The organism is Vibrio sp. 16, from assembly GCF_963681195.1.
Classification (GTDB): Bacteria; Pseudomonadota; Gammaproteobacteria; order Enterobacterales; family Vibrionaceae; genus Vibrio; species Vibrio sinaloensis_D.
Genome location: NZ_OY808997.1, coordinates 2705852 through 2732837 on the forward strand (window position 1 = coordinate 2705852; position 26986 = coordinate 2732837).

Consider the following 26986-nt stretch of genomic DNA (forward strand, 5'->3'; position numbering starts at 1 on the left):
TTTTGTTTGTTTTAGTAGTCTTCTTTCTTCGAGTTTTGGTCGTCCGACTCGTCATCATCGTCGTCACGATTCTCGATTACCCCGTGGCGCTCTTTCCACTTTTCCCAACGCTCAAAAGCCAGCTCTTGCATATCTGTGGTGCGATCGGCTTCGTCGACAATTTCTTCTCCGACTAAGTGTTCGAAAATATCTTCTAGGGTCAATATACCTTGAACCGTACCATATTCATCGACAATCATCGCCAACTGCAAACGGTTCGCCATCATCTGTTCGAACGCTTTCGGTAGCACAATCGTATTCAGTAGCACATGCACTGGACGCATCACCGAACCAAGTTGTTTTTCACCACAGCCGCTTTGTTGTAGCTTGAACAGTTCCAAACGGTGTACAAAGCCAATGATGTTGTCTGTTGACTGACTGTAAACCAAAGGTCGTGAGAATGGTGTATCGCGATACTCGCTCAAGAATTGGTTGATACTCATCTCTGCGTCAACTCGGAAAACGACAGGGCGAGGTGTCATTACTTGTGTCACAGGGACATCTTGGATGCCCAATAGATTGTTTAGGATTTTGGTTTCACCCTCTGCAAACTCACCGCTCTCCTTGGCTAGAATTGCCATCGCAGACAGCTCGTCGCGCATTTTTGGCGCTTCATGACCGCTAGCCAAGCGTTTGGTGATTTGTTCGGAAAACCAGACAAAGGGAGTCAGCGCCCATACCATCCAACGCAATGTGGTCGCGGCTGTAGGCGCGAGTTGACGCCAGTACGTTGCACCTATCGTTTTTGGCACGATTTCAGACAGGAGTAAGACAGCAAACGTCAGGACCGCAGAGAAAACCCCTAACCACTGGCTACCAAATACAGCTGCTGCCTGTGCACCAGCAATCGCTGCACCAATGGTATGAGCAATAGTATTCAGGGTTAAGATTGAGGCCAGTGGTCGGTCGATGTCGGTTTTGAGCTTGGTTAAAGCGTCTGCCGCAGGGTGCCCTTGCTGGCGCAATTGAGCAATATAGCTAGGTGAAATACTTAGAAGCACCGCCTCTAACACAGAGCAAACAAACGATACGCCAATGGCAACAGAGACGTATAGAGCTAGCAGAAACATAACTTTCCTATGAAGATTAATGTATGACCGACACTTCTCAGCGAGTCGGGCTTGGTATTCTTGTTATACCCGAAAACGGTGCCAGTATCACGACCGAAATTGGTATTCAAGCCAACGGGATTTTCACGCTTTACAAGCCTGGTCTGATTGGTTTTTATCCGCTCTAATGCCTGTAAAATCAAGCTTCTCAGGCTTTGAGTAAGCTATAAATAAGGTCGAAAATGGTTAAAAACAAGGGATCAATTCGCTCTGGCTGGTAACAAATTGTGAGTTAATACTCAGATTATGGTTAAAAGTACGTCATGAGAGCGAAAGATTGCTTACAAACCTTTGCCAGATGGGGCATTTATGCTTTAGAGTGAGTTGAATTCGATAACATATGAGAAGGGAAACCTAATGAACAAGACCCAATTAATCGACTTTATCGCAGAGAAAGCAGACCTATCTAAAGCGCAAGCTAAAGCTGCTCTTGAAGCAACTCTTGATGGTGTGACTGATGCACTTAAAGAGGGTGACCAAGTTCAACTAATTGGTTTTGGTACATTCAAAGTTAACCACCGTGCAGCTCGTACTGGTCGTAACCCAAAGACTGGTGAAGAGATCCAAATCGCTGCAGCAAACGTTCCTGCGTTTGTATCAGGTAAAGCGCTGAAAGACGCCGTAAAATAATTAATACAACGACTCCAGAGTTTTTTGCTGGAATTGTTTAAAATACGCCAAGGTAGCCTCTATCTTGGCGTATATTTTTATTATGAAGAAAATTTTATTGTCATCACTGGTTGGCGTTCTTGTGACTGGTTGTTCATCCGGTCCGTCAACGGCAAACCTTGAACAGTTCTCTGAATATACCGGTGGGCGCTCTATGGGCGACGCCACTAGCCTATATTGGTACACAGAGCGGCTTTCTAATCCATTTACTGCAGCAGACTATGTTACGGCAGGCGATTATGGCTGGTATAAAACCAGTTACCGTTGGTCAGAAGTGCAGTTGCGCGAACTGGTGCGTGAAGGTGAGCAACGTAACGATGACCAAGAGTTGGTGTCGTACCGAATTCATGTGCGTTTTAACAAAAATGGTGAGGCGGTTTATCAGCAGTATCGATTAGATGGACGAGTATTGCCCGTCAGTCGTGATAAGTTGGCATGGCTGAAACAAGAAGCGCTTGATATCGCAACCATTAGTAAGCAGCAGGAAAAAGATGGCCTTGAGCTTATCCAAGGGTATTGGGATGGCAGTACTTTTGAAACCTGTTCAGAGAATAACTACTCAACGATCGAGTTCAACCAGACTTTGCCTAGCTTCGTTGTTGATCGTTTGTCTTCAGTCGACAACTACATAGCGCTTTTAGGCTCAACTCGCGGAAGCAAAGTGACGGTCAAAGAGCTCTTGATGCTGGCGGAAGACAGCCAAGATTGTATTGAGCGTCCGAATTTAATTGAAGAATAAACCGACTATCGAGATCAAAAAGGCGCTCATCAAGAGCGCCTTTTATCTAATGTGCCAACTGAAACTGTTGTCTACTTCTCTTGCTCACGTGCAATTGCACGGTAGCCGATGTCGTTGCGGTGGAACATACCATTCCAGCTAACCTGCTTAGCCAGTGCGTAAGCTTTCTCTTGCGCTTCTGAGACGCTATTACCTAGTGCTGTTGCACACAGTACACGACCGCCATTAGTCACAACTTCACCCGCAGCGTTATTTGCGGTACCAGCGTGGAAGATCTTCTGATCGTCAGCTTGTTCAGTTGGTAGTGAAATTACATCGCCTTTTGCATAGTCAGCAGGGTAACCGCCAGCAGCGAGGACAACGCCGATAGACGCGCGAGGATCCCATTTAGACTCTGCTTCATCGAGTTTCTCATCGATAGCCATCAAGCATAGCTCAACAAGGTCAGACTCCATACGCATCATGATAGGTTGTGTTTCTGGGTCACCGAAGCGGCAGTTGTACTCGATTACTTTCGGCGTGCCGTCTTTGTCAATCATAAGACCTGCGTATAGGAAGCCTGTGTATGGCGCTCCTTCAGCGTCCATACCACGTACCGTTGGGTAGATAACTTCTTCAAGAATACGTTCATGGATTTCAGGTGTAACAACAGGAGCAGGAGAGTATGCACCCATGCCGCCAGTGTTAGGGCCAGTATCTTTGTCGCCGACACGTTTGTGGTCTTGGCTGGTGGCCATTGGTAGAACGCTTTTGCCATCGACCATTACGATGAAACTCGCTTCTTCACCTTCAAGGAATTCTTCGATAACCACGCGGCTGCCTGCTTCGCCAAACGCGTTGCCAGCCAGCATGTCTTTGATTGCATCTTCTGCTTCTTCAAGAGTCATCGCAACGATAACGCCTTTACCTGCAGCAAGGCCGTCAGCTTTTACTACGATTGGAGCGCCTTGTTCACGAACATAAGCCAGAGCTGGCTCAATTTCAGTGAAGTTTGCGTAAGCGCCTGTCGGGATCTTGTGACGAGCTAAGAAGTCTTTAGTGAATGCTTTTGAGCCTTCAAGCTGTGCAGCGGCTTCTGTAGGGCCAAAGATTGGAAGGCCCGCTTCACGGAAAGCATCAACCACACCGATAACTAGTGGTGCTTCAGGGCCAACAATCGTTAGCTCGATTTTCTTCTCTTGAGCGAAAGAAACCAGCTCAGAGATGGCTTCAACGCCGATGTTTACATTCTCAAGCTTTGGCTCAAGCGCTGTGCCTGCATTACCAGGTGCAACGAATACTGTCTCAACATTTGGGTTTTGTGCTGCTTTCCAGCCTAACGCGTGCTCACGACCGCCAGCACCAATAATTAAAACTCGCATTGTTAAATCCTTAATCTCAAATATCTAAATATTCAAAAAATTAATAATCAGTTTGCTCAAAGTAGTTGGTGCTTACGTCATTCAACTCTTCGAGGTCTCTTTAAATCAGTGGGAGCGCTAACAAGGCGACAAGCGAGCTTATCTCTATGAGCATAGCTCGCTATGTGATTAGGGCAAGCGAGCGTAGTCAACGCAGTTACCGCCCCAATGATGACAAGAGAATTAGTGACGGAAGTGACGCATACCCGTAAAGATCATCGCCATGCCGTGTTCATCTGCTGCTGCGATAACTTCGTCATCACGCATAGAGCCGCCTGGTTGAATCACACACTTGATGCCCGCTTCTGCAGCCGCGTCGATACCGTCGCGGAATGGGAAGAATGCATCTGATGCCATTACACAGCCTTCGACTTGTAGACCTTCGTCTGCAGCTTTGATGCCTGCGATTTTCGCAGAGTAAACACGGCTCATTTGGCCTGCGCCTACACCGATTGTCATGTCACCCTTCGAGTAAACAATTGCGTTTGATTTCACGTATTTTGCAACTTTCCAGCAGAATAGCGCATCTTTTAGCTCTTCTTCTGTTGGTTGACGCTTAGATACCACTTTAAGGTCATCGAGAGTTACCATGCCTTGGTCACGGTCTTGAACCAGTAGACCACCATTCACGCGTTTCACATCAAAGCCAGTTGTCTTAGTTGTCCACTCGCCACACTCAAGTAGACGCACGTTCTTCTTAGCTGAAACCACTTCAACGGCTTCAGCTGATACAGAAGGGGCGATGATCACTTCAACGAATTGGCGCTCAACAATCGCAGATGCTGTTGCTGCATCAAGTTCGCGGTTGAACGCGATGATGCCGCCAAATGCAGACGTTGGGTCAGTCTGGTAAGCACGGTCGTAAGCTTCTAGGATATCTTTACCCAGTGCTACACCACATGGGTTTGCGTGTTTAACGATGACACAAGCGGGCTCGTCGAACTCTTTCACACACTCAAGGGCTGCGTCAGTGTCAGCGATGTTGTTGTAAGAAAGAGCTTTACCTTGGATTTGGCGAGCAGTAGATACTGATGCTTCTTCAGGGTTTGATTCAACGTAGAAAGCGGCTGCTTGGTGGCTATTTTCACCGTAGCGCATGTCCTGCTTTTTCTCGAATTGCTGGTTGAAAGTACGTGGGAATTTAGACTCTTCGTCACCCTCTTTGTTCTCACCGTATGATGGAACCATAGTGCCGAAGTAGTTCGCAATCATGCCATCGTAAGAGGCTGTGTGCTCAAATGCTGCGATAGCAAGGTCGAAGCGAGTGTCTAGAGTCAGAGACTTGTCGTTTGCGTCCATTTCAGCGATAACACGGTCGTAGTCGTGTGCATTAACCACGATAGTCACATCTTTGTGGTTTTTCGCTGCAGAGCGAACCATAGTTGGGCCGCCGATGTCGATGTTCTCTACCGCGTCCGCTAGCGTGCAGCCTTCTTTAGCAACGGTTTCTGCGAATGGGTAAAGGTTTACTACAACCATGTCGATTGGGTTGATGCCGTGCTTTTCCATTACGTCGTCATCTTGACCACGGCGACCTAGAACACCACCATGAACTTTAGGATGTAGAGTTTTAACGCGGCCGTCCATCATTTCAGGGAAGCCAGTGTAGTCAGAGACTTCCGTTACAGAGATGCCTTTTTCTGCCAGTAGGCGAGCCGTACCACCTGTTGATAGAATATCGACACCGCGTTCAGCGAGTGCCTGAGCGAATTCTACAATGCCAGTTTTGTCTGATACGCTGATAAGTGCGCGGCGAATAGGACGAGCGTTACTCATGCTTCTATTTCCTCAAAGTCACAGTAAGATAAAGATGTTTGCCAAAAATGAACTTGTTTTTACTTTGCTCGTTGAATGAGCAGTAAAATATTGGCCAGTTTTGGTAAAGACCTTTGTTAGCACTATTGCTATTGAAACAGTCTCTGAGATTGATGGCGCGTATTCTAACCAATTTATTACAAAAAAGCTCGCGCAATCGTTTGGCATCGCAAAAATAATTGCAAATAACTCGCTTTTTGGCTTTAAACGTAACGAAAACGTTAATTAGGACAATTATGTTTCAGATTGGTGAATTGGCGAAACGCTGCGGTGTGACTGCAGATACGCTTCGGTTTTATGAGAAAAATCAGCTAATAAACCCCGCAGGCCGCAGTGAGTCGGGCTATCGCTTGTACAATGAGGAAAACCAGCGGCAAGTCAGCTTCATCTTGAAAGCAAAAGATTTAGGCTTGAGTTTGGATGAAATTAAAGAGCTTTTAGAGATAAAACTCGAGGCAACCGAGCACAGTTGTGCTGAGGTAAAAGCGATCACTACGGCTAAATTGAGGCTGATTGATGAGAAGATCCGTGAATTGACCAGAATTCGCAGTGCGTTACGGAAGATAAATGATGCTTGCTGCGGCCACGTAGATGATGATGCGAGTCATTGCTCGATACTTGGTGCGTTGGCGGACGATGAGCGACACAGCGAATCGTGCTGTGATGAGGTGGCTCAAGTTAAGAAGCGATAAGGATTTTGGTTTTATTGCTGTCCGAGTCGATTTTCATATTGGGCAGGTTGGCATAATAGATCGTGACCTGATTGCGGCCAGTATGCTTGGAGTAGTACATGGCTTTGTCTGCTTGAACCAACAAGGTTTTGACATCAGAAAGCGTGTCGTCAGCTTCGGCAATACCAATACTGACGGTAGGGAAGATCAGTTTGCCGTCTACTTCACAAGGCGTCGTTTCGATCGATTCACGAATACGTTCAGCAATATCATAGGCTTGAATTGCGCCAATCTTGCTGAGCATGATGCCAAACTCTTCTCCTCCTAATCGGCCAATAGCATCGCTAGAACGAATCTGCTGTTGGCAGATGCGTGCGACGTGAGCGATCACCTCATCTCCCGACAAGTGACCCACTTGATCATTGATCTCTTTAAAATGGTCGATGTCGATCATCAAGCAACTGACGTGCTCTTTAGCTTGTCTGGCTGCCATAAAGGCTTGATCGAGCTCTAACATGAAAGCTCTGCGGTTGAGAACCTTAGTCAGTTCATCCGTTTCAGAGAGACGCTTTAAAGTTTGCTCACGCTGATGAGCATCGGTGATATCTCGTTCTTGCCACAAAACATATTGCCTACCTGCAAGCGTGCAAAGCGGCTTGATTGTTGCTTCAAACCAGGCTTCACCATGCAGTTGATCCAACTCTTCAATTGAGAGCTGTTGGCAGTCGAGAGGCGAAATGGCGTATTGAATGACGCTTGGTTTCTGAGATTTAAGGACACTGTTGAGTGCTTGCAGTAATTCTTCTGCTTTAGGCTTGCTTAGAGTTGTGCTCAGAGAGCTTGTCTTTGACGTATCTAGGCGAGTTGCGTGGAACGTACCACCAAACCCTTCGACAAATTGACCATATTGATCGAGTACAAATAGCTGTTCGGGGAGCTCATTCAGCAATAGCTGAAGCCATTCTTCCCGTTGCATATCAATCATGTAGTTCAATCCAGATCACCAAAGAATTGACCATTATATAAGGGTGGTTGTTGTGATCAATCTCAATAGATCACACTTTGATTATAATTTAGTCAATAAGTACTACGTTCGGTACGAGCTACAAAATTTCGGACTAACAGAAAAGAAAAAGCCGAATCGGTAAGATTCGGCTTTTCCAAAGTCAGAAATAATGCACTAACGAATTAGTTCATGCCGTATTATCTGAATCCTTGTTTTTGTATGTTTTGCTTTGTTCCTATTTGTTATTTTAATTTAAATTAAAACAATGACTTGAGTTGTTTTTTGTCTTCGTTTGTTTTTGCTTGTTTTCTGTCTTATGATGATCTCGGGGTACATATGGGGGTACATGGAAACGGTCTATGAACCCCGAAAAGAGGTCTTATGGGTAAGCTATTCGATAAAAATCTAAAAACTGTCTTAAATAAGAGTCATTCGAAAGGTTTTGTATTGACTGATGGTGCAGGTTTAGGTGCGAGAGTATCTGAAAAAGGCAAAGTACGTTGGCAGTACCGGTATAAAATTGATGGAAAGAGCCGTCGGCTGGATCTTGGTGACTATCCAGCTCTCTCTTTATTGAAAGCAAGAGAAGAAGCTCAGCAGTGTCGAGAGTGGTTAGCTCAAGGCTATGACCCGAGCCACCAGCGCTCGCTTGTTCGCAATGAAACTCTAAAACCTGTTTCCGTAAAAGATGCCTTAGAGTATTGGTTAGTTAACTATGCTGAAGATAATCGCGCGAATGCCTCAAAGCATAGAGCTCAGTTTCAAAAACATATTTACCCATACATAGGCTCATTACCTTTGGCGCAAACGGAAACACGCCACTGGGTTGATTGCTTTGCTCGAATTACTAAGGGAATTGTAGGTAAGCAACGGCCTGCTCCTGTCGCTGCTGGTTATGTGTTACAGAATGCGAAGCAAGCGTTGAGGTTTTGTCGTGTTCGTCAGTATGCTTTTAATCGAGCTTTGGACGATTTAACTATTTCTGATGTTGGTAACAAACAGCAGAAAAAAGACCGTGTATTGTCGGTTAAAGAATTGAAAGACGTTTGGTCTCTAGTGACCGAAGAGGGGCTGTTTGATAATCAGTATTATCGTAATTTATTGAGGATATTGATTATTTTTGGTGCTAGGACGCAGGAGGTTCGCCTCTCAACTTGGGCTGAGTGGGACTTTGAAGAGATGCTATGGACTGTGCCAAAAGATCACAGCAAAGGTGGAGATAAGATACTTCGTCCAATACCTAAAGAGATTCAATCGTGGTTAGTTAAACTTAAAGATGGGGCAAACAAATCAGAACCTATTTTAGGTGAAGTAAAAACACCTGAAGCAGTTAGTCAATATGGACGCATGCTTTGGAAAAAAATGGGACATGAAGATAAGTGGGCTTTACATGATCTACGAAGAACGATGGCTACTCGACTGAATGAATTAGGTGTTGCACCTCATATTGTTGAGCAACTACTAGGTCATAGTTTAGGAGGGATTATGCAAATTTATAACCGCAGTCAATATATCCCTGAAAAGTCAGCAGCGTTGACTATTTGGATAGAGCATTTGGATATACTAGTTGGTGAGCATGAAAACGTAGTGCCAATCAGGATTGCAAATGTCTAAACTGAATTATAAGAATCGAGTTCAAGAACTTGTAGCGGTTGTAGTCGGTTATGAACTCTACGGTACTCACATTGATTGTGGGAGTGAAAAATGAAAACTAGTGTCCTGCAAAGAGCTGAGTCGGAATTGCTAGTGCTGATCCAATATGATTTTTTCTTTGAGGAAGAACCTAGTGCTCAGTATTTTTGGTTCCCCCATTTAGAGCGAAACGAACTCAAGGAATGGTGGGTAAGCCAGAGTTCTATCTCCAAATATTGTGGCTCAAGTCAACACTGGGGTGGAGAGTTAGTTCTTGCTGCTACGCAGGAGCTAAAGGAACTTCACGATGAGTTAAGGTTTAAGCACCACTATATAAGCATCGGCTTAGGTGATGGCGATACATTCCTTGTTCCTGCTGGTCAAGACATAGTCTATCATCGGGGGTATCGTGGTCCAGTACACGGAACTCCATATTTCATCTATCAAAAAGAAGAGCTAAGAGCTTGGTTTAAGGATGAAAGCAATGAGTTAAGAGATTGGTTTGACTCTAATGTAGCGATTCTTTTCTAGGAGCGTTACGACCAAGCAAGAAAATATGTGTTGCTTCATCGGGTAGTGTAGAGGCAGCGTAATATTATCTGACGTTGGAATATTGCTTACCTTAGTAGAGGGCATTTTGAATTGCTGGTGGTACTAAAGCCACCAGCTAACAAAGACATAGCTATACGCAGATCTTATTTTCTATACTTATGACAAATGGATCGGGAGTGCCCGGTCGACGTTGGAACCTCGGTGAGTATCATTGAGGTTTTTCGATATTTGGGGCACGGGAATGAACTTGTCTATTTAGTGCTGTACGCCTGACGAGGTGTTCTCGGTGATTGTGGGAACGCTAATTCTAAAACACCATCCTCTACCATTGACTTCAAGTAGTTCTGTCTAATACTTTGATTTGTTCTACCCAATAATGATGCGAGCTGCGCTACTTCTATAAAATGCCCGGTGCACAGTTCAGCAATGACTTCCTTCATTTGCTCTTTTGATGTTCTAGATTTTGCTTTCACAGGTGAAGCGAGGCTGCTTAACTCCTCATAGAAGTCTTGCTGAAGCTGCTCTAGGTCATCAATGATCGGTTTAGACAGTAGTTCCGATAACAGGCGACCATGTTGATCTCTTGGTTTAGTATCTTCGTTGTGCGTTGTGTTGCTGCTTTTATGCGTTATGTTGTCGTCGCTATGCGTTATGTTGTCGTCGTTATGCGTTATGTTGTCGTCGCTATGCGTTATGTTGTCGTCGTTATGCGTTATGTTGTCGTCGCTATGCGTTATGTCTAAATCGATATTAGGCACTACTTTCTCTGGTAGTGCAGAGGCAGCAAAAACATTATCTGGAGTTGGAATGTTGTTTACACCGGGCAGGGTGTAGTACTTGTGCTTGCTTTCTCCAGCCGCTACTAAAAAGTTTTTGTTTACAAGCCGAGGCAGGATTAGAGTAACTTCACGGGTGTGCTTTTCAGTTAGCTCACAAGCTCGTTCATGGTTAATCCACCCCTCTACAGCGGCACTGACTACGATTTTAGTCTCAAGTTCATCTAACGAGTAAAAGTCATCGCCAAAAATAGCATGGAGTTGCTCCATTGTTTCCTGTGGGATTAGCCCCGCAGTGCTTAACTCTAATATTGTTTGATCAGGTGACTGCCTTTCAGTAAATTTTGGCTTTCTCCACTTGGCATCATTCCATCCACTGTAAATCTTAGGTATTCCAGAGCCTGCTCGTTCGCTGAGGCCTATTAAGAGAAACATCTTTTGTAGTGTTTGGTTGCGGCAATCGCTCAGCCCACCATCAATAACATCTTCAAGGGGAATTCTCATTAACCCCGGATTACGAAAGCCAAAGAGATCCGGGCGCTTCACTATTAGCAATGGTACACGGACAGTAAAATCAGCGTGTACGAGACTATTGATAAGAGCTTCACGCAAAGCGATGTGAACAGGTGTATTATTTCTTCGCTGGCCATCTTCTAGCTTGAATGGCACTTTTAGATCAGCGGTTAGGCGTTGATAAACCTTTCGATAGAAGTCGAATAAGTTTCCAGACCAAGTCCCGTCGTAATGAACACGGTCAATCCATCTTAATTCTGTTTTTGCTTCTGGTCTTTCTTGATAATCAACGAAGTAGTCAGGGTGTACAGAGGTAATCGCATCCCATGTACCAAACATTAAAATACCAGCTACCGTGATACCTTGTTTACCCGTTTCTCTGTCTTTACGCCACCCGCCAATTTGTTTAAAAAAATCAAACAGATCTGAAGATAAAAATGGATGATCTGGGTTGTGGGAAGCTAAAAGATTTCGGTAAGCATTAAGTGTTGTAACGTCAATATCATCATCAAAGGAATAATGCTCAGATAGAACCTCGTTGTCTCGTGAATCATTGAGCTGTTCAGCAAGCATACGCTTAACGGTTTCTTCATCACAGACTCTATCGCCTTCATGGAGCCTAACGTAGGTCTTGCCACCCATAGGGTTCTTTCCTAGATAAACAGGTTTTTGCTTTCGGGTTGCAGGTGGAATATGGATGGCGAGAACATCTTTGCCATCCATTACTACAACTTGAACATCTTCCTCAGAGAGTAGATTCACACTTACTCTGTCACGATCACTAAGCTGGTTAAAAAGGTCGGTTCGGACTTTCTCAATATCTGTTACACCCACAGGAGTAAACTCTCGGTCTGTCTCTTTTACACCAAGTATTACCCAACCACCTCGACCATTTGCCATTGCGGAATAACTAGACCAAAAGTCTTTGGGTAGTTGCCCCTTACCATTTTTGCCACCTGCAAGTTTAAACTCGATCTCAGAGGACTCCGCCAGTATTTGTAAGTCGATAATATCTTGGATGGAAGTGGTCATTTCATTCCTTAAATCTTTGGGCTGGTGGGTGGGGCTCTGATTACTGATTGTATCTGAGAATCGTTTTTTTTTGGAACAGTAAGAGCAAGTTTATTGATTCATGGATCTATCACTATATAAGTGAAGAGTTGGTGTGATTGGAAGCAAATATGGACCACTTTCACTAGGTTCTTCTATGTAGAAATGTGAATTGGTCTAAGCAATGTACATAAGGTTATGGTGTGTGTTTATGTTAGGTGTAAGATTGCACATATCGTTTCACTTAATACTTTTTGATTAGCTTTGTAAGCAAAATAAGGATAGTCCATGCGTTTCGATTCTGATGCCTTTTCTCGATTATTGGAAGAAAGCAAGAATGCAATCGCTCCATTAATGATGGAACGACGAGAGTTTGCCTCTCTTCTTGAACGACAGAAAATTACAGTTGAACTTATTCAAGAACTAGAAGAGTTGGCTGAATCGCAAGGTGTCATCATGGCGCAAGTTAAACAAGATTTCTTGTTTGTTGCTAACTGGTATGAATGTGACATTGACAGAGTATACCGTGAGCGTTTTAGCGATAAGGAAATAGATGAGAATTCTGAACTAGCGGAAGCTAAGCTAGTTAAACTTTGGGCTGACCTCGAACTGGATCCTGACGGTGATTTCAAATCTGATGAGCCAGAGGATGCTCTAGATATCTATCTAGATGCCGTGAAAGAAGTTATTCACAAATCACCATTCGGACAATCTTCTACACCAGAGTCATTAAAAGAATTTATCTCTATTACTGAGGCTATTGTATCTGAGTATGCGAGCTTCCTTTCGAGTGATGAACTAGACAGTGATGATTTGGAATCTGCTCTGGATGAATTCGGTGACTTATATGGGGGAGACCCAGATGAATTCCCAGAGGTGTTCTTACCCGGCTTAGCAAATACCTGCTGTGATACACCTCTGATCAATGAGTTTTATCTTTGCTTCAAAGTTCTCTTTGTAAAACTGACATCTACAGTTGCTCAAGTTCACGAGCTGTATGCTCACCTTTCCGATATTCGAAAAGCAGTTTACGCAGATTCACACTAGTATGCCGCTCATGTCTTGTCGATGAGTCTTTCTGATGTGTCACTTCTTTTGAGCCGAGCTTTCGGCTCAATTGCATGTTTAGTTGCGCCTCAAGACTGCACTAGCGTGATAAGAAACAAACTGAGCATTTCTAGTTTTGGTACAATCTCTCACTATCCCATACTTAATACATACCACAACAGGTAAACCATGGTTCAACAACACCAACAAGAACTTCAAAAACAGCTCTGGAACATCGCCAACACACTACGTGGCAATATGTCAGCAGACGACTTTCGTGACTACATTCTGGGGCTTATCTTCTACAAGTATTTATCAGACAAGCTAAACCGCTACTGTGATGAGCTACTTGCCGAAGATGGCATTACCTTTATTGGTGCTGTTGATAATAAAGAACTACTCAATGACTTACGTGAAGAGTGTGTTGAAAACCTAGGCTACTTTATTGCGCCTAAGCAGCTTTTCTCTAGCCTAGCAGGGCGTGGTAAGAAGCAAGAGTTTATTATCGATGAGCTTGATCGCACTCTTGCTGATATTGAACAATCCACCACAGCGGCGGATTCTGCCGACGACTTCAACGGTTTGTTCGAAGAGTTAGACCTTAACTCAAGCAAGCTGGGTAAAAATCCAGATGCACGTAATAAGCTAATTAGTCAGGTCTTGGTTCACCTCGATAACATCGACTTCCACCTAGAAAATACCGAGATTGATTTGCTGGGCGATGCCTATGAATACCTTATCGGTCAGTTTGCTTCTGGTGCGGGTAAAAAGGCGGGTGAGTTCTATACCCCGCAACAGGTAAGTAAGATCCTCGCAAAGCTTGTTAGCCTAAATGGGAATGTGAAATCGGTATACGACCCTACTTGTGGTTCAGGCTCATTGCTACTGCGTGTTGCTCGTGAAGTCGGCAGCCACAACCTTGAGTTTTGTGGTCAGGAGCAAAACCCAAGCACTTATAACCTTGCTCGTATGAATATGCTGATGCACGGTGTGCGGTACGATAAATTCGACATCAAAAACGATGACACGCTAGAGCATCCAATGCACCTAGAGCAGCGTTTTGATGCGGTCGTGGCAAATCCTCCGTTTTCAGCGAACTGGAGTGCTAACGAACTGCACTTAAACAGTGAACGCTTTGCTGACTACGGCAAGCTTGCCCCTAAATCGAAAGCTGATTTCGCTTTTGTTCTTCACATGATTCACCAATTGAATGAAACGGGCACGCTAGCGGTCGTTGTTCCTCACGGCATCCTATTCCGCGGTGCGGCAGAAGGTCATATCCGTAAGCACCTTATCGAGAAAAAGAACTACCTAGATGCCGTGATTGGCTTACCAGCGGGTATCTTCTTCGGTACAGGTATCCCGACTTGTATTTTAGTGTTTAAGAAGAATCGTAAGAACGATGATAACGTGCTGTTTATCGACGCATCTAACCACTTCGAAAAAGGCAAAGCACAAAACTTTATGCGTAATGACGACGTTGAGCGCATTGTTGAAGCCTACAGCAAACGTGAATCTGTTGAAAAGTTTGCCCACGTTGCCAAGCTTATTGAGATTGAAGAAAACGATTACAACCTCAACATCCCTCGTTACGTTGATACCTTTGAAGAGGAAGAGCCTGTTGCTCTGGATACGGTAGCCTCTGAACTTGCTGAGCTAGAGACCAAAATGCACTCAGTGGATGCAGATATTGCCGACTTCTGTTCTCAACTAAACATCAAGGCACCATTCTAAAGTAGGTATCATATGACAGAACAAATGAATGTGCCGAAGCTAAGGTTTGAAGAGTTTTCTGAGAATTGGCAAGCAATTGAGCTAGGCGAATTGATGACCTTTAAAAATGGTATCAATGCATCAAGAGAGCAATACGGACGTGGTGTTAAATTTATTAACGTAATGGATATTATTGAGAATGACTATATCACTTACGATCGAATAGTTGGCTCTGTTGATGTAGAAAACAAAGAGTTTGAAAAGAATATCGTTGAATATGGCGATATCCTGTTCCAAAGAAGCTCTGAGACTAGAGAGGAAGTGGGACAGGCTAACGTTTATTTGGATAAGAAGAACGTTGCTACATTTGGCGGTTTTGTTATTCGAGGAAAAAAGGTTGGCGACTTTGACTCTGTTTGCATGAACTATCTTTTGAAAACAGATAAAGCTCGCAAAGAAGTTACTACTAAGAGTGGTGGTAGCACTCGTTATAACGTCGGTCAAGCAACACTATCAGCCGTCAATATTGACCTACCTCCTTGTATTCCAGAACAACAAAAAATCGCCTCTTTCTTATCAAAAGTCGATGAGAAGATCGCCCTACTAGCAGAGAAAAAAGACAAGCTCGCCGAGTACAAAAAAGGTGTGATGCAGCAATTGTTCAATGGTAAATGGGAAGAGCAAGATGGGCAGCTAACCTTTGTCCCGCCGACATTGCGCTTTAAAGCAGCTGACGGTAGCGAGTTTTCTGATTGGGAAGAGATTGAACTTGGTAAACTGAGCAAGAAATCTACGGTCAAAAACAAAGACACTAGCGTAAGTGCTGTTCTCACAAATTCAGCGACACAAGGCATTATTCATCAAGCTGATTACTTTGACAGGGACATTGCGAACCAGAGTAATTTAGATGGCTACTATGTGGTAAAACCTAATGACTTTGTTTACAACCCTAGGATATCTATCCCAGCACCAGTAGGACCGATTAACAGAAATAAGCTAGATGTCGGAGTCATGTCTCCGTTATACACTGTTTTTACAGTGAACAAGAGCGTGAACCTAAGCTATCTTGAGTATTTCTTTAAAACTACAAAATGGCATCGCTACATGAATAGCATTGCAAATTTTGGTGCCCGCCATGACCGAATGAATATCACAACAAGTGATTTTTTCAAAATGCCGATTCCAGTGCCATGTATTGAAGAGCAAAACAAAATCGTTCAGTTTGTTTCATCTATCGACCAGAAGCTCGACCTCGCCAACTCCGAGTTTGAAAAAGCTAAAGAGTGGAAGAGGGGTTTATTACAACAAATGTTCGTTTAACTTTGCTAATTGAACCGTCAACGGTGTTAGTGGCTTTCCCTCACCCTAGTCACATAGGCAAGCTATGCTCGTAGGGCTTCGATCAATTGCTGCCTTGTTGACAGCCCAATTATCTGCGTTAAAAAGTAGGTAACCGTTAGTTGGATTTATAAAAAGAAGAATTATGAGCACACAATCAGAAGCACAACTTGAAAAAGAGCTAATCGATCAGCTTATCGCTGCCGATTTCAAACCTGTTGATATTGGTAACGCTGAGGCGCTGAAGGCGAACCTAAAAACTCAGCTTGAGAAAGCCAATAGCGTCACGCTAACAGAGCGTGAGTTTGAAAGTGTGCTCATCAAGCTTGAAAAAGGCAGCATCTTCGATAAATCCAAGCGCTTAAAGGGCAAGGTGGATGTCACTCGTGAAGATGGCACCACCGACTACCTGACTTTATTGTTTGATGATGCCAGCAAGAACCACTTCCAAGTGACCAATCAGATCACCATTCAAGGGACGTACGAGAACCGCTACGACGTCACCATCTTGGTGAATGGTTTACCGCTAATTCAAATTGAACTAAAACGCCGAGGCATTGAATTGGCGGAAGCTTTCAATCAGATAAAACGCTACGACAAACATACCTATGGTGCGCAAGGCGGGCTGTTCAACTACGTACAGTTGTTTGTTATCTCGAACGGCGTTAACACCAAATATTTCTCTAATAACCGTGATCTTTCGTTTAAGCAGACTTTCCACTGGACGGACGTTGAAAATAACAAGATTAACTCGCTGCCTCAGTTTGCTGATGCGTTCTTAAATCGACCTCATCTGACTAAGATGCTCAGCCGTTATATTGTGCAGAATGAGTCAGGTAAGTTTTTGATGGTGCTACGCCCTTACCAATTCTATGCGGTAGAAGCGATCGTTAGTCAGGTTAAAACCAACAATAACCACGGTTACATTTGGCACACGACAGGCAGTGGTAAGACGCTGACTAGCTTCAAAACCGCCCAGATCCTCTCTACACTTGAAGATGTGGATAGAGTGGTATTTGTGGTCGACCGCAAAGATCTCGACTACCAAACTGCAAAAGAGTTTGATGCCTTTTTAAGAGGCAGTGTCGACAGCACGGGTGACACTAAGAGCCTTCTGAATCAGTTCCTCGGTTCTCGACCACCTCCACCAAAGAACACGGCGAAGAAAGCGCTAAACACCAAAGATAGTAGTGCCAACGACGGTGAAGAGCTGCCACAAGTTGCTGAGTATGCACCGATCTACAGTAATAAAGTCAATCGCATCAACAAGCTCACCATCACTACAATTCAAAAGCTTAATAACCTGATAACCAAACCTCGCTTTAAAGGACAGGTTGAGCACTTACGCCAAGAGCGAGTGGTCTTTATCTTTGATGAATGCCATCGTAGCCAATTTGGCGAAACACACCAAAACATCGTCGACTTCTTTGAAAAAGCACAGCTATTTGGTTTTACGGGGACACCTATCTTCGCTGACAATGCGACCGCTAAAAAAGTCGAAGGCAAAGGCACACAGAAGCGAACTACAAAAGATCTGTTTGGTGAACGCCTTCATAGCTATGTGATTGTTGATGCGATCAAAGATGACAACGTGCTTCCATTTGCTATTGAGTATTACGGCAAGCTAAAACATAAAAATGACAGCATGGATGTCGACGTAAGCAGTATCGATGTCGCCGAGTTCTTTAGCTCTCCAAAGCGCATTAAACAAGTGTGTGAGCACATCATCGGTATCCACGGTCATAAGACCAAACGCAAGTTTAACGCCATGCTGTGTGTGGCAAGTGTGCCTGATCTCATCACCTACTACGACACATTCAAAGCCCTTAAAGAAGAGGGCAAACATAAGCTCAATATCGGCACCATCTTTAGCTACGGTGTAAATGAGGAAGAAGAGTTCGAAGGTGAGGTCAATGTCAAAGGCTTAGCGGAAGCCAACGCCAAAGTTCATAGCCGAGACAAGCTAGATGCTTACATCGAAGACTATAACCGACAGTTTGGTACAAGCTATTCGACCCAAGATACCGACAGTTTCTACAACTACTACAAGGATCTATCGAACCGCACGAAGAACGGTGAAGTGGATATCTTGCTAGTGGTGAATATGTTCCTTACAGGTTTTGATGCCCCCGGCTTAAACACCATCTATGTCGATAAAAACCTTAAATATCATGGTTTGGTGCAAGCTTTCTCCCGCACCAACCGCTTAAATGGCACAGTGAAGTCGCATGGTAATGTTATGTGTTACCGCAACCTTAAGCCACAAGCGGACGAAGCATTTACCCTGTTCTCAAATAAACAGCCAATCGAGTTTATTGAAGTTCCAGACCTTAACGGCTTGACCGAGGACTTTGCTAAAGCACTTGAAGCGTTGAAAGCAATTGCTCCTGACGTGCAAAGTGTCGATGACTTGCCTGACGAAGACATGCAAGCAGGCTTTATTAAGCAGTTCCGCATCTTGATGCGGTTAAAGAACCAACTTGAGACATTTAGCGATTTCGACATTGAAACGCTTGGTATGTCTGAGCAAGAATTCGTTGACTATGCCTCTAAATACAGCGATTTAGCCCGTGAACTCAAGAAAGGGCCTGCTGATAAAGAGTCTATCTTAGCGGACATCGATTTTGAGCTAGAGCTACTCCAACGTGATGAAGTCAACGTTAGCTATATTCGTCACTTACTAATGACCATGTTCGAAGAGTCTTGTGACGAAGCAAAAGAGAAGAAGCGCCAAGTTATCGCTAACTTACTGGCTACTGAACCGACTTTGTATAGCAAGCGTTCTCTCATCGAAGATTTTATTGAGAAGTCGATGCAAGGCTTAGTGCAAGGTGCTGAGTTTGATGAGTACATCGAAGAGCAGAAGCAAAAAGAGCTAAGCCTGATAGCAGAAGAAGAGAAGTTGGACACCGATAAGTTCAGCGAAATGGTGACGAACATCGAGAACGGTATGAGTGTAGACAGCTTGAAGTCGGATGATATCGCCCAGCTAACAACAGAGAAGATGACCTTCAGAACACGCCGCACAATCCTTCCTCGTATCGCAGAGCGGCTGAAAGGGTTCGCTGCGACCTTTATCGAAGGTTTTCATTAAAACCTAGGTAAGGTAAGAGCCGCTGGTGGAAAGCCACCAGCGACGCAAAAGTGAAATTACGGTATAAAACCTGCCATAGCTACTGTCCTAACTGCATTTTCTTGAAGTTGCGTTCAAGCTTCCTCATTTCCTTTGTAGCAGCCTTATCTAGATACTCATCCAAGTAGTCACTTTGCCTTTGAGATCGCCAGCGATTGAACTGTGGATGGCTAAATAGAGTGTAATGCACGTGACACTCTAAGTGAGGGGCCCCCGAGTCTTGGTAGTATTGGTCTAAAGCAGCTTGTAACAAAATAAAGTCCTGCATACCGAACTCTTGCAGTATTGCGAATTTCATTACTTCTAGAGCTTCCCTGTTCACTTCAACGACTGTATTTAGGGTTGTATCACCATATTTAGGGATGTTTGGTCCAAGAGTCTTTATTACTTGTAAGGCTTGATAAGCTTGATTGAATAGGGCTTGTTCTTTATCAGTGATTTTGCACATAGCCCAAGTTGGCATTTTCTTTGCCGCATTACGGCTTGATTTTAATTTCCCTGACTTAGTTCTCGGTCCAGTAGACTGCCCTCCATGTAATTTGCATCTGCCATTGTTTTTTGAACCGCGCCGTTTACATGGTGTGCCTGATGTTGTTGTCGCTCCACACAGAGGCAGAGTCGATAAGTCGAAACGTTTTTGTGTCATTTTTCGTCAAAAAGATCCTTAAATTCTGGGAGTGGCGGAATCTTGTTCGGTTGAAAAGCTAATTTATAGCTCGGTTCATGGGGTTTGATTGGAAGAAAAGTTTTCACTTAGCAATTTGCAATTTTTCTTTAAGCGGCAGCATTGGTATGAGTTCACGTTCGAAGCTATTGTGTTTTTCCCTTCTCTTTTTGCCATGTAACTCATACGCATTCTTAAAGCTCTAAGCTCACGATAACTCCCGTCTCGCTTTATTCGATAGATGCGATTTTTAGGTTTAAACCTGAAATTGTCGGGGTGAATGCTCTTCCAAGCGTTGCCGGAAGCAGTATCTACCAGTTGACTTTGTTGACACTTATGACCGCTAAGTAACACAATCATATGGTAGTGCTGGGAGTTAGCATCGTTTTGTTCTCTAACCCAAAAATATCCAACTTCACAGCGATAGTGTTTTTTTAACGCTGCTTTTAACCTTTGGAGCATAATGGTTAGCAACTGGTTATCTTCGGTTGGTTGAGCTTGGTGGAGTTGGACAAACACAGCCGTCACTTTGCTATAGTAAGTGAGCATAGTATCCACCAGCTTAAAAGACTTATTTAAGATCTCAGGAATGATGCCTTTCTTGCTATTAAAGATTAGATGAGGGTGATCTTGATATAGAAAGTAAGCAAGATGTTTCTTTGACGGATGGTTTAGGATCTGGCACATACAATATATAGTAACCTGCGATATTTAAGGGAAATACACATCTCAAATCTTTGACCACTCTGGATTGTTGCTAATTTATCAGAGATCACAATGTTAGTTAGCGTAATCAAAAGCGGTCAAAAGGTAGCTTTTGGGCGTCTTATTGGGTTTCTTGTTCTTCTAACCACTTATTAATTGTTGCCCTGAACCATCCGCCAGTATTACCTCTAGGGGTTCTTAACGGTTCTGGAACTCGCCCATCCTTTATCATTCTCCCAATAGTGGATAAGCTTTTTCCTGTTTCTTGTGCTAGCTGCTTTTTAGTTACGATCTTTGTTGGCGCTTCTTGGGTCATCGCACGGCTGTAATCGTAGTAACGTGTTTTACCCATGAATTAAGCCCCCTCTCTTGTTTCAATCCATTCCATGATTTCAGACAGTACCCACGCGACAGAGCGATTTCCTAGTTTTCTCCGCTTAGGGAACTGGCCTTTTTGCTCAAGAACCCATGCTTGAGAGCGAGATATAGACGTAAGGGCTCGCCGCTCTTCTTCTCGAATAAGACGGTCGGTAGGTTTTAAGGGTAAATTGAGGTTCTGAGCTGTATGTTTAAGCATTTCTTTACCATGTGTTGGCTTGTTTTCAATGGTTTTGAGTTTGCCAACGAGGAGAAATGCTTTCGTCTATTCAGCTAGCCTTGGTACTTAAAATAAAAAAGCTTCTGTACCAAATAATCGCTTCGCTTCCAGTTCGAGAGCGGCAATGTTCGACGGGCTGCTACGACCTTTTCGAAAAGCTGATTTTGGTGCATAAGGTTGTATGATTTTGCGTAAGGTATTATGCGATAGGCTAGACATACCATTGAATAAATTACTCTTACAGCTGCTCTGAATAAAGCTAATCATAGTGCCGACTTGAACATCCTTTACATTCCACTGTGTGTAGAGCTCTTTCGCGAACTCTTTAGCTTTCTGAATTGCTGGGAGGAATGGGGCTTGTACTACGCAGCCACCAATGATGCGCTCTACAAGACTTCGGAAGTATTTTTTTTCAAATTCATCAAGAGCTTCTTTTTGCTTATCTCTTTTAATGATGTCTTCATGTTTTGAGAGCCGGTGAAGAATGTTCTCTCGTAACTTATCAAGATCCGGTCGCTGATATATTTTTTCTCTTAGCACGGAGCGTACATATTTACTTGCGAGTTTTTGCTCGAAGGAATCTGGGAGTTCTGCTTCTATTTCTTCGAGTGACTTTGTTCGTTGCCAGTTCACGATTTCGATATCACCAATAGTAAGCGTGTCAGCGCTCTCGTATCTGATAGGAGGTACTTTGATTGCGTGTTCTTGAAGTGAGTTCGAGATAAGCATAAGAAACACCTAGGGGTACATATGGGGGTACATATAAAGAAAAAGCCACTAGAGATCTCTCTCTAGCGGCTTGCTACATAAGGCTTTGGCTATGCTCGATTAGTTCATGCCGTATTTCTTAAGTTTCTTGCGAAGAGTACCGCGGTTGATACCCATCATCGTTGCTGCGCGAGTTTGGTTACCGCGAGTGTACTGCATGATAGTATCTAGTAGTGGCTGTTCAACTTCAGCTAGAACTAATTCGTATAGCTCTGTTACTTCTTGGCCGTTTAGTTGTGCCAAGTAGTTTTTAAGAGATGCTTTAACAGAGTCACGTAAAGGCTTTTGAGTAATCTGGTCTTGTGACGTTACTGTAGTTACTGTTAATGCTTCTGAAGTCAGATTTTGTTCGAACATATTCGGTCTAGCTCTTCTCTTAATTATGATGCAACGTTAAACCCGTCATATCTGCAGCAATTGCCGCAAATATTTAGGCTAAATCAAAATAACCTTCTAATGCTTCAAGTTGCAGCTCTGCTACATCGATGGCATTGAAGGTACGGCGAAACTCACTTGCTTGTTCATGTTCTTTTAGGTACCAACCCACGTGCTTACGCGCGATACGTGGACCTAAATACTCTCCATAAAACTCATGGAGTGCATTCACATGACCAAGCAGGATGTCTTTCACTTCCGCAAGGGGAAGATCAGGCATCGTCGTGCCGTTTTCCAAAAAGTGTTGGATTTCCTGAAAAATCCACGGACGACCTTGGGCAGGGCGTCCAATCATCAAAGCGTCTGCCCCAGTGTACTCTAGGACAAATTTTGCTTTCTCTGGGCTATCGATATCACCGTTAGCAATAACCGGAATAGAGATCGCTTGTTTGACCGCTTTAATGCTGTTGTATTCGGCCTCGCCTTTGTACATACATGCTTTGGTACGTCCGTGAAGGGCGAGAGCTTGTATGCCGCAGTCTTCGGCTAATTTAGCGATTTGGACACAGTTTTTGTTGTCTGTATCCCAGCCAGTACGGGTTTTTAATGTCACAGGAACATCGACTGCATTCACCACAGCTTTCAGGATATCTTCGATGATATCTGGATACTGTAGTAGCGCAGAGCCGGCTAGCTTTTTATTCACTTTTTTGGCTGGACAGCCCATGTTGATATCGATGATTTGCGCACCGTTTTCAACACTAAACTGAGCAGCGTCGGCCATAAGCTGTGGATCAGCACCCGCAATCTGTACAGAGCGAATGCCCGATTCGCCTTCATGTACCATGCGCTGCTTTGATTTTGAGGTTTTCCATAGTTTCGGATTAGACGACATCATTTCACTGACGGCCATACCTGCACCATAGCGGAGACACAACTCTCGGAATGGTCTATCCGTCACACCTGCCATAGGGGCAACGATGAGATTGTTCTTAAGTTGGTAATTTCCGATTTTCAAAATATCAAACAGCTTAGGACCAGTAAGGGCGCGCATTTTACGCATTTTTTAGCGCCGTGAAAAGACTAATATTTGAGCATTTACAAATTGTTTTCGCAAAATGCCCAAAAATCAGTCAATTAACTCGCAAAGTCTTATCTAGCCTTGCTTGCGACCAGAGATGCGACACCATTCACTCTGCTCTTTGATAGGAGCAATGTGAAGCTCGTCACGGTAATAGTTAGCAACATCTTCCGCTTGCGTATCCAAAACGCCGGACATTGCGAGCTCACCATTTGGCTTCACCAATGACTTAATAATTGGCGAAAGATCGCGCAGAGGACCTGCTAGGATGTTCGCTACCACAACGTCGGCGATCAGTCCTTCAGGTTGATCTTGAGGAAGGAATACTTCCAGTTGGTCAGCAACGCCATTACGCTCGGCATTGTCTTTAGAGGCGAGCAATGCTTGAGGATCAATATCGATCCCGATAACTTTCTCAGCACCAAGCTTGATCGCAGCGATCGCGAGAATACCGGAGCCACAGCCAAAGTCGATGACGGTTTTGCCCGTTAAATCTAAGCCTTCTAGCCATTCAAGACAGAGAGCGGTAGTAGGGTGAGTACCAGTACCAAAGGCCAAACCTGGATCTAACATTACGTTGACCGCGTCAGGCTCAGGGATGTCACGCCAGCTTGGGCAAATCCATAGACGCTCACCAAATTTCATTGGGTGGAAGTTATCCATCCACTCGCGTTCCCAGTCTTTATCCTCAAGTTGCTCAACTTTGTAAGCAAAGCCTTCAGGAAGTAAACCGCTGAGCTTAGTTTGCTCTATGATGAAGTTGGTGTCAGCTTCTGCATCATAAAGTGCAAGGATATCAGTATCACCCCACAAGCGTGTCTCACCCGGTAGAGGCTCGAATACAGGGGTATCGTGAGCATCTAGAAAGGTAACAGAAAGGGCGCCCGTTTCTTCCATTAACATATCGCCGATCTGTTCAGCGTTATCATTGGTCGCGTTGAGTTTGATTTGAATCCAAGGCATGAGTATCAGCTCTTTACTTGATTGATGTGATTTGGCGCAGAGTGTAGCAGAAATTGGCCATTTTTATAGGTTATTAAATGCCCTAAACAAAAATGCCCACCGAAGTGAGCATTTGTTTAAGCGAGAGAATCTAGGTTTATTGCAGACCCAGTTTTTTCTCTAGGTAATGAATGTTCGCACCGCCGTGCTGGAAGTTCTCGTCATTCATAATCATTTCTTGCAGAGGCACGTTAGTCTTGATGCCTTCAACAATCATCTCGCCCAGTGCGTTCTTCATACGAGCAATTGCTACATCACGGTTCTCACCGAATGTGATCAGTTTACCGATCATTGAATCGTAGTGAGGTGGGACTGTGTAGCCCGTGTAGATGTGCGACTCCCAACGTACGCCCATGCCGCCTGGTGCATGGAAGCGTTCAATCTTACCCGGAGATGGTAGGAAGCGCTCTGGATCTTCCGCGTTGATACGACATTCAATCGCATGGCCGCGAATCTTGATGTCATCTTGCGTGAATGACAGAGGCTGACCCGCTGCAACGCGAAGCTGCTCTTTGATTAGGTCGACGCCTGTTACCATTTCAGTTACTGGGTGCTCAACCTGAATACGAGTATTCATTTCGATGAAGTAGAATTCGCCGTTCTCGTATAGGAACTCGAATGTACCTGCGCCGCGGTAACCGATTTCTAGACACGCACGAGTACAACGTTCACCGATGTATTTACGCATTTCTTCAGTAATACCTGGAGCTGGCGCTTCTTCGACAACTTTTTGGTGACGACGCTGCATAGAACAGTCACGTTCACCTAGATGGATAGCACCGCCTTGACCGTCAGCAATCACTTGAACTTCAACGTGACGAGGGTTTTCTAGGAACTTCTCCATGTAAACCATGTCATTGTTGAACGCTGCTTTCGCTTCTGCACGCGTCATAGCGATAGCTTCAACCAGTTCAGCTTCGCTACGAACCACACGCATACCACGACCGCCGCCGCCACCAGAGGCTTTGATGATCACTGGGTAGCCGATGCGTTTCGCGTGCGCTTTGTTCTTCACTTCATCATTATCAAGCGGGCCGTCAGAGCCAGGAACACAAGGAACGCCAGCTTTCTTCATTGCTGTGATCGCAGACACTTTGTCACCCATCATGCGGATGGTGTTGGCTTTAGGACCCACAAAAATAAAGCCGCTGCGCTCTACTTGCTCGGCAAAATCTGCGTTTTCAGATAAGAAACCGTAACCTGGGTGAATCGCTACAGCGCCTGTCACTTCTGCTGCAGAAATGATGCGAGGGATGTTTAGGTAGCTGTCGATACCGCGAGCAGGACCGATACATACGGTCTCGTCTGCCAATAGGACGTGTTTTAGGTCGCGGTCTGCTGTTGAGTGAACAGCAACCGTTTTGATGCCTAATTCTTTACATGCGCGAAGAATTCGAAGTGCGATTTCACCTCGGTTCGCGATGACTAATTTATCTAGCATAAGAGAGAGCCTCTATTATTCGATAACAACAAGTGGTTGGTCGAATTCAACTGGTTGGCCGTCATCAACTAAGATAGCTGTTACTACGCCAGACTTGTCAGCTTCGATTTGGTTCATCATCTTCATCGCTTCAACGATACATAGTGTGTCGCCAGCGTTAACAGATTGACCCACTTCAATGAATGCTTTTGAGTCTGGGCTTGGAGAACGGTAGAAAGTACCTACCATTGGAGAAAGAACTTGATGACCCGCTGGTGTCGCTGGCGCTGCTGCTTCTGGAGCTGCGGCAGGTGCCGGTGCTGCCGCTGGAGCAGGAGCTGCTACAGGTGCTGGCGCTGCTGCGTAATGAACTGGCGCTGCAGGTGCTGCGCTGCCGCTACGACTGATGCGTACCGACTCTTCACCTTCAGAGATTTCTAGCTCAGCAATGCCAGACTCTTCTACTAACTCGATAAGCTTCTTGATTTTACGGATATCCATCTTTTCTTTCTCTTTTATCTTGTGAATAAGACAGCTCAATAGAGCTGCAGAGTGATTCTGTGACGTTAATAGCCAGTGACTTTAACGTTTGTTGGGTTAGCTTGCCTGCAACTTGTTAATGGCTGCCGACAATGCGAATTCATAGCCTTGAGCTCCTAAACCACAAATCACCCCTTCTGCTTTATCAGACAGGTAAGAGTGATGACGGAAAGGTTCTCGAGCATGCACATTGGATAAATGCACTTCGATAAATGGGATGGCAACGCCCAGTAGAGCGTCACGTAGCGCGACACTGGTGTGCGTAAACGCTGCTGGATTGATAATAATAAAATCCACGTTGCCATACGCTGCGTGGATTTTTTCAATCAGTTCGTACTCGCGATTTGACTGTAGATGTTCCAGTTCTACATTGGCAAGTTGTGCTTGTTCGGTCAGGGAATCAATGATCTGCGAAAGCGTTTGAGAACCGTAATGAGCGGGTTCACGTAGCCCTAGCAGGTTGAGATTTGGACCGTTTAAGACAAGAATGCGTGATTTTGCTGTCATTATGTCGCTATCTTCCTAGTACATGAGTCGAACTTAGATATTCCCATATTATCGTCGATTCAGCATGGTTTCTTTGTAAGAAATTTGGCTGGATCTTTGAAATAGACCCAGATTATAGCTAATT

Annotated in this window: 26 protein-coding genes; 10 read left to right on the forward strand and 16 right to left on the reverse strand. The window is 44.4% G+C overall.

All coding sequences use genetic code 11. The features are described from left to right. Positions 1–11 precede the first annotated feature (11 nt). A complete protein-coding gene (locus U9J37_RS12425; protein ID WP_005471128.1) occupies positions 12–1109 on the reverse strand; it encodes a CNNM domain-containing protein in 1098 nt (365 codons plus the stop codon). Positions 1110–1132: 23 nt separating this feature from the next. On the opposite strand from U9J37_RS12425, the gene U9J37_RS12430 reads away from it, so the two are divergent. The 3 genes from U9J37_RS12430 (at position 1133) to U9J37_RS12440 (ending at position 2556) form a co-directional block, all read left to right on the forward strand. After that, a complete protein-coding gene (locus U9J37_RS12430; protein ID WP_005471052.1) occupies positions 1133–1276 on the forward strand; it encodes a hypothetical protein in 144 nt (47 codons plus the stop codon). Positions 1277–1505: 229 nt separating this feature from the next. Further along, positions 1506–1778: a nucleoid-associated protein HU-alpha gene (gene hupA / locus U9J37_RS12435; protein ID WP_005470906.1), complete on the forward strand. Its 273-nt coding sequence runs from the start codon at positions 1506–1508 to the stop codon at positions 1776–1778. Positions 1779–1860: 82 nt separating this feature from the next. Next, the gene (locus tag U9J37_RS12440; protein ID WP_005471172.1) at positions 1861–2556 is read left to right on the forward strand and encodes a DUF1481 domain-containing protein; all 696 of its coding nucleotides are present in this window, start codon (positions 1861–1863) and stop codon (positions 2554–2556) included. Between the two features lie 71 nt (positions 2557–2627). Here U9J37_RS12440 and purD read toward each other — a convergent pair whose 3' ends face one another. Both purD and purH read right to left on the reverse strand, forming a co-directional pair. Continuing rightward, positions 2628–3917, reverse strand: a complete 1290-nt coding sequence (purD, locus tag U9J37_RS12445) for a phosphoribosylamine--glycine ligase (RefSeq protein ID WP_005470893.1) — start codon at positions 3915–3917, stop codon at positions 2628–2630. A 222-nt stretch (positions 3918–4139) separates the two neighbouring features. Further along, positions 4140–5732 (reverse strand): bifunctional phosphoribosylaminoimidazolecarboxamide formyltransferase/IMP cyclohydrolase, encoded by a 1593-nt coding sequence (gene purH / locus U9J37_RS12450; protein WP_005470976.1) that lies wholly within the window; start codon positions 5730–5732, stop codon positions 4140–4142. A gap of 275 nt (positions 5733–6007) precedes the next feature. Here purH and zntR point away from each other — a divergent pair, with 275 nt between their 5' ends. Then, a complete protein-coding gene (gene zntR / locus U9J37_RS12455) occupies positions 6008–6463 on the forward strand; it encodes a Zn(2+)-responsive transcriptional regulator (RefSeq protein WP_005471139.1) in 456 nt (151 codons plus the stop codon). On the opposite strand, the gene U9J37_RS12460 is transcribed toward zntR, so the two are convergent. Next, a complete protein-coding gene (locus U9J37_RS12460) occupies positions 6450–7427 on the reverse strand; it encodes a GGDEF domain-containing protein (RefSeq protein ID WP_005471124.1) in 978 nt (325 codons plus the stop codon). The two genes, zntR and U9J37_RS12460, sit on opposite strands and share 14 nt — an antisense overlap. A 402-nt stretch (positions 7428–7829) precedes the next feature. Here U9J37_RS12460 and U9J37_RS12465 point away from each other — a divergent pair, with 402 nt between their 5' ends. Beyond that, on the forward strand, positions 7830–9062 hold the full coding sequence (locus tag U9J37_RS12465) for a tyrosine-type recombinase/integrase (RefSeq protein ID WP_322413826.1): 1233 nt from the start codon (positions 7830–7832) through the stop codon (positions 9060–9062). Between the two features lie 90 nt (positions 9063–9152). Beyond that, positions 9153–9611, forward strand: coding sequence for a hypothetical protein (locus U9J37_RS12470; RefSeq protein ID WP_043886759.1), 459 nt, complete (start codon positions 9153–9155; stop codon positions 9609–9611). 272 nt (positions 9612–9883) lie between these two features. Here U9J37_RS12470 and U9J37_RS12475 read toward each other — a convergent pair whose 3' ends face one another. Next, the gene (locus tag U9J37_RS12475) at positions 9884–11953 is read right to left on the reverse strand and encodes an RNA/DNA-binding domain-containing protein (RefSeq protein ID WP_005470964.1); all 2070 of its coding nucleotides are present in this window, start codon (positions 11951–11953) and stop codon (positions 9884–9886) included. Positions 11954–12259: 306 nt separating this feature from the next. Here U9J37_RS12475 and U9J37_RS12480 point away from each other — a divergent pair, with 306 nt between their 5' ends. The 4 genes from U9J37_RS12480 (at position 12260) to U9J37_RS12495 (ending at position 19163) form a co-directional block, all read left to right on the forward strand. Next, positions 12260–13018 carry a hypothetical protein gene (locus U9J37_RS12480; RefSeq protein WP_005470955.1) on the forward strand — a complete coding sequence of 253 codons (759 nt, stop codon included), beginning with the start codon at positions 12260–12262 and terminating at the stop codon, positions 13016–13018. A gap of 189 nt (positions 13019–13207) precedes the next feature. Continuing rightward, positions 13208–14752, forward strand: coding sequence for a type I restriction-modification system subunit M (locus U9J37_RS12485; protein ID WP_005471148.1), 1545 nt, complete (start codon positions 13208–13210; stop codon positions 14750–14752). 12 nt (positions 14753–14764) lie between these two features. Beyond that, complete coding sequence (locus tag U9J37_RS12490) at positions 14765–16051, forward strand: restriction endonuclease subunit S (RefSeq protein WP_005471147.1); 1287 nt, start codon at positions 14765–14767, stop codon at positions 16049–16051. Positions 16052–16214: 163 nt separating this feature from the next. After that, a complete protein-coding gene (locus U9J37_RS12495; protein ID WP_005471033.1) occupies positions 16215–19163 on the forward strand; it encodes a type I restriction endonuclease subunit R in 2949 nt (982 codons plus the stop codon). A 79-nt stretch (positions 19164–19242) separates the two neighbouring features. Here the strand turns inward: U9J37_RS12495 and U9J37_RS12500 are convergent, their stop codons facing one another. The 11 genes from U9J37_RS12500 to aroQ form a co-directional block, all read right to left on the reverse strand. After that, positions 19243–19848: an HGGxSTG domain-containing protein gene (locus tag U9J37_RS12500; protein WP_083794644.1), complete on the reverse strand. Its 606-nt coding sequence runs from the start codon at positions 19846–19848 to the stop codon at positions 19243–19245. 75 nt (positions 19849–19923) lie between these two features. Beyond that, positions 19924–20553, reverse strand: coding sequence for a YagK/YfjJ domain-containing protein (locus tag U9J37_RS12505; RefSeq protein ID WP_005471138.1), 630 nt, complete (start codon positions 20551–20553; stop codon positions 19924–19926). Between the two features lie 139 nt (positions 20554–20692). Continuing rightward, complete coding sequence (locus U9J37_RS12510) at positions 20693–20923, reverse strand: helix-turn-helix transcriptional regulator (RefSeq protein ID WP_005470995.1); 231 nt, start codon at positions 20921–20923, stop codon at positions 20693–20695. A 3-nt stretch (positions 20924–20926) separates the two neighbouring features. After that, entirely contained in the window at positions 20927–21148 is a 222-nt protein-coding gene (locus U9J37_RS12515; protein WP_005471010.1) for a helix-turn-helix transcriptional regulator, read from the reverse strand. An 87-nt stretch (positions 21149–21235) separates the two neighbouring features. After that, on the reverse strand, positions 21236–21898 hold the full coding sequence (locus U9J37_RS12520; protein ID WP_005470933.1) for a hypothetical protein: 663 nt from the start codon (positions 21896–21898) through the stop codon (positions 21236–21238). A 99-nt stretch (positions 21899–21997) separates the two neighbouring features. After that, positions 21998–22294, reverse strand: a complete 297-nt coding sequence (fis, locus tag U9J37_RS12525) for a DNA-binding transcriptional regulator Fis (protein WP_000462885.1) — start codon at positions 22292–22294, stop codon at positions 21998–22000. A 73-nt stretch (positions 22295–22367) separates the two neighbouring features. After that, positions 22368–23330: a tRNA dihydrouridine synthase DusB gene (gene dusB, locus U9J37_RS12530; protein ID WP_043886778.1), complete on the reverse strand. Its 963-nt coding sequence runs from the start codon at positions 23328–23330 to the stop codon at positions 22368–22370. 138 nt (positions 23331–23468) lie between these two features. Further along, positions 23469–24356 carry a 50S ribosomal protein L11 methyltransferase gene (gene prmA, locus U9J37_RS12535; protein ID WP_005471073.1) on the reverse strand — a complete coding sequence of 296 codons (888 nt, stop codon included), beginning with the start codon at positions 24354–24356 and terminating at the stop codon, positions 23469–23471. A gap of 136 nt (positions 24357–24492) precedes the next feature. After that, positions 24493–25836 carry an acetyl-CoA carboxylase biotin carboxylase subunit gene (gene accC, locus U9J37_RS12540; protein WP_005471164.1) on the reverse strand — a complete coding sequence of 448 codons (1344 nt, stop codon included), beginning with the start codon at positions 25834–25836 and terminating at the stop codon, positions 24493–24495. 15 nt (positions 25837–25851) lie between these two features. Beyond that, positions 25852–26316, reverse strand: coding sequence for an acetyl-CoA carboxylase biotin carboxyl carrier protein (accB, locus tag U9J37_RS12545; protein ID WP_005470939.1), 465 nt, complete (start codon positions 26314–26316; stop codon positions 25852–25854). Positions 26317–26412: 96 nt separating this feature from the next. Next, complete coding sequence (gene aroQ / locus U9J37_RS12550) at positions 26413–26862, reverse strand: type II 3-dehydroquinate dehydratase (RefSeq protein WP_005471140.1); 450 nt, start codon at positions 26860–26862, stop codon at positions 26413–26415. Positions 26863–26986 lie beyond the last annotated feature (124 nt).

Excerpts from the sequence above, each read along its gene's own strand:
- U9J37_RS12495 (WP_005471033.1), top strand. The coding sequence starts at position 16,215 with ATGAGCACACAATCAGAAGCACAACTTGAAAAAGAGCTAATCGATCAG.
- U9J37_RS12440 (WP_005471172.1), top strand. The coding sequence starts at position 1,861 with ATGAAGAAAATTTTATTGTCATCACTGGTTGGCGTTCTTGTGACTGGT.
- purD (WP_005470893.1), bottom strand. The coding sequence starts at position 3,917 with ATGCGAGTTTTAATTATTGGTGCTGGCGGTCGTGAGCACGCGTTAGGC.
- U9J37_RS12505 (WP_005471138.1), bottom strand. The coding sequence starts at position 20,553 with ATGTGCCAGATCCTAAACCATCCGTCAAAGAAACATCTTGCTTACTTT.
- U9J37_RS12500 (WP_083794644.1), bottom strand. The coding sequence starts at position 19,848 with ATGACACAAAAACGTTTCGACTTATCGACTCTGCCTCTGTGTGGAGCG.
- U9J37_RS12520 (WP_005470933.1), bottom strand. The coding sequence starts at position 21,898 with ATGCTTATCTCGAACTCACTTCAAGAACACGCAATCAAAGTACCTCCT.
- U9J37_RS12515 (WP_005471010.1), bottom strand. The coding sequence starts at position 21,148 with ATGCTTAAACATACAGCTCAGAACCTCAATTTACCCTTAAAACCTACC.
- U9J37_RS12430 (WP_005471052.1), top strand. The coding sequence starts at position 1,133 with ATGACCGACACTTCTCAGCGAGTCGGGCTTGGTATTCTTGTTATACCC.
- U9J37_RS12485 (WP_005471148.1), top strand. The coding sequence starts at position 13,208 with ATGGTTCAACAACACCAACAAGAACTTCAAAAACAGCTCTGGAACATC.
- U9J37_RS12480 (WP_005470955.1), top strand. The coding sequence starts at position 12,260 with ATGCGTTTCGATTCTGATGCCTTTTCTCGATTATTGGAAGAAAGCAAG.
- purH (WP_005470976.1), bottom strand. The coding sequence starts at position 5,732 with ATGAGTAACGCTCGTCCTATTCGCCGCGCACTTATCAGCGTATCAGAC.
- hupA (WP_005470906.1), top strand. The coding sequence starts at position 1,506 with ATGAACAAGACCCAATTAATCGACTTTATCGCAGAGAAAGCAGACCTA.
- accB (WP_005470939.1), bottom strand. The coding sequence starts at position 26,316 with ATGGATATCCGTAAAATCAAGAAGCTTATCGAGTTAGTAGAAGAGTCT.
- U9J37_RS12510 (WP_005470995.1), bottom strand. The coding sequence starts at position 20,923 with ATGGGTAAAACACGTTACTACGATTACAGCCGTGCGATGACCCAAGAA.
- prmA (WP_005471073.1), bottom strand. The coding sequence starts at position 24,356 with ATGCCTTGGATTCAAATCAAACTCAACGCGACCAATGATAACGCTGAA.
- U9J37_RS12465 (WP_322413826.1), top strand. The coding sequence starts at position 7,830 with ATGGGTAAGCTATTCGATAAAAATCTAAAAACTGTCTTAAATAAGAGT.
- U9J37_RS12490 (WP_005471147.1), top strand. The coding sequence starts at position 14,765 with ATGACAGAACAAATGAATGTGCCGAAGCTAAGGTTTGAAGAGTTTTCT.
- U9J37_RS12425 (WP_005471128.1), bottom strand. The coding sequence starts at position 1,109 with ATGTTTCTGCTAGCTCTATACGTCTCTGTTGCCATTGGCGTATCGTTT.
- U9J37_RS12460 (WP_005471124.1), bottom strand. The coding sequence starts at position 7,427 with ATGATTGATATGCAACGGGAAGAATGGCTTCAGCTATTGCTGAATGAG.
- zntR (WP_005471139.1), top strand. The coding sequence starts at position 6,008 with ATGTTTCAGATTGGTGAATTGGCGAAACGCTGCGGTGTGACTGCAGAT.
- U9J37_RS12470 (WP_043886759.1), top strand. The coding sequence starts at position 9,153 with ATGAAAACTAGTGTCCTGCAAAGAGCTGAGTCGGAATTGCTAGTGCTG.
- aroQ (WP_005471140.1), bottom strand. The coding sequence starts at position 26,862 with ATGACAGCAAAATCACGCATTCTTGTCTTAAACGGTCCAAATCTCAAC.
- accC (WP_005471164.1), bottom strand. The coding sequence starts at position 25,836 with ATGCTAGATAAATTAGTCATCGCGAACCGAGGTGAAATCGCACTTCGA.
- fis (WP_000462885.1), bottom strand. The coding sequence starts at position 22,294 with ATGTTCGAACAAAATCTGACTTCAGAAGCATTAACAGTAACTACAGTA.
- U9J37_RS12475 (WP_005470964.1), bottom strand. The coding sequence starts at position 11,953 with ATGACCACTTCCATCCAAGATATTATCGACTTACAAATACTGGCGGAG.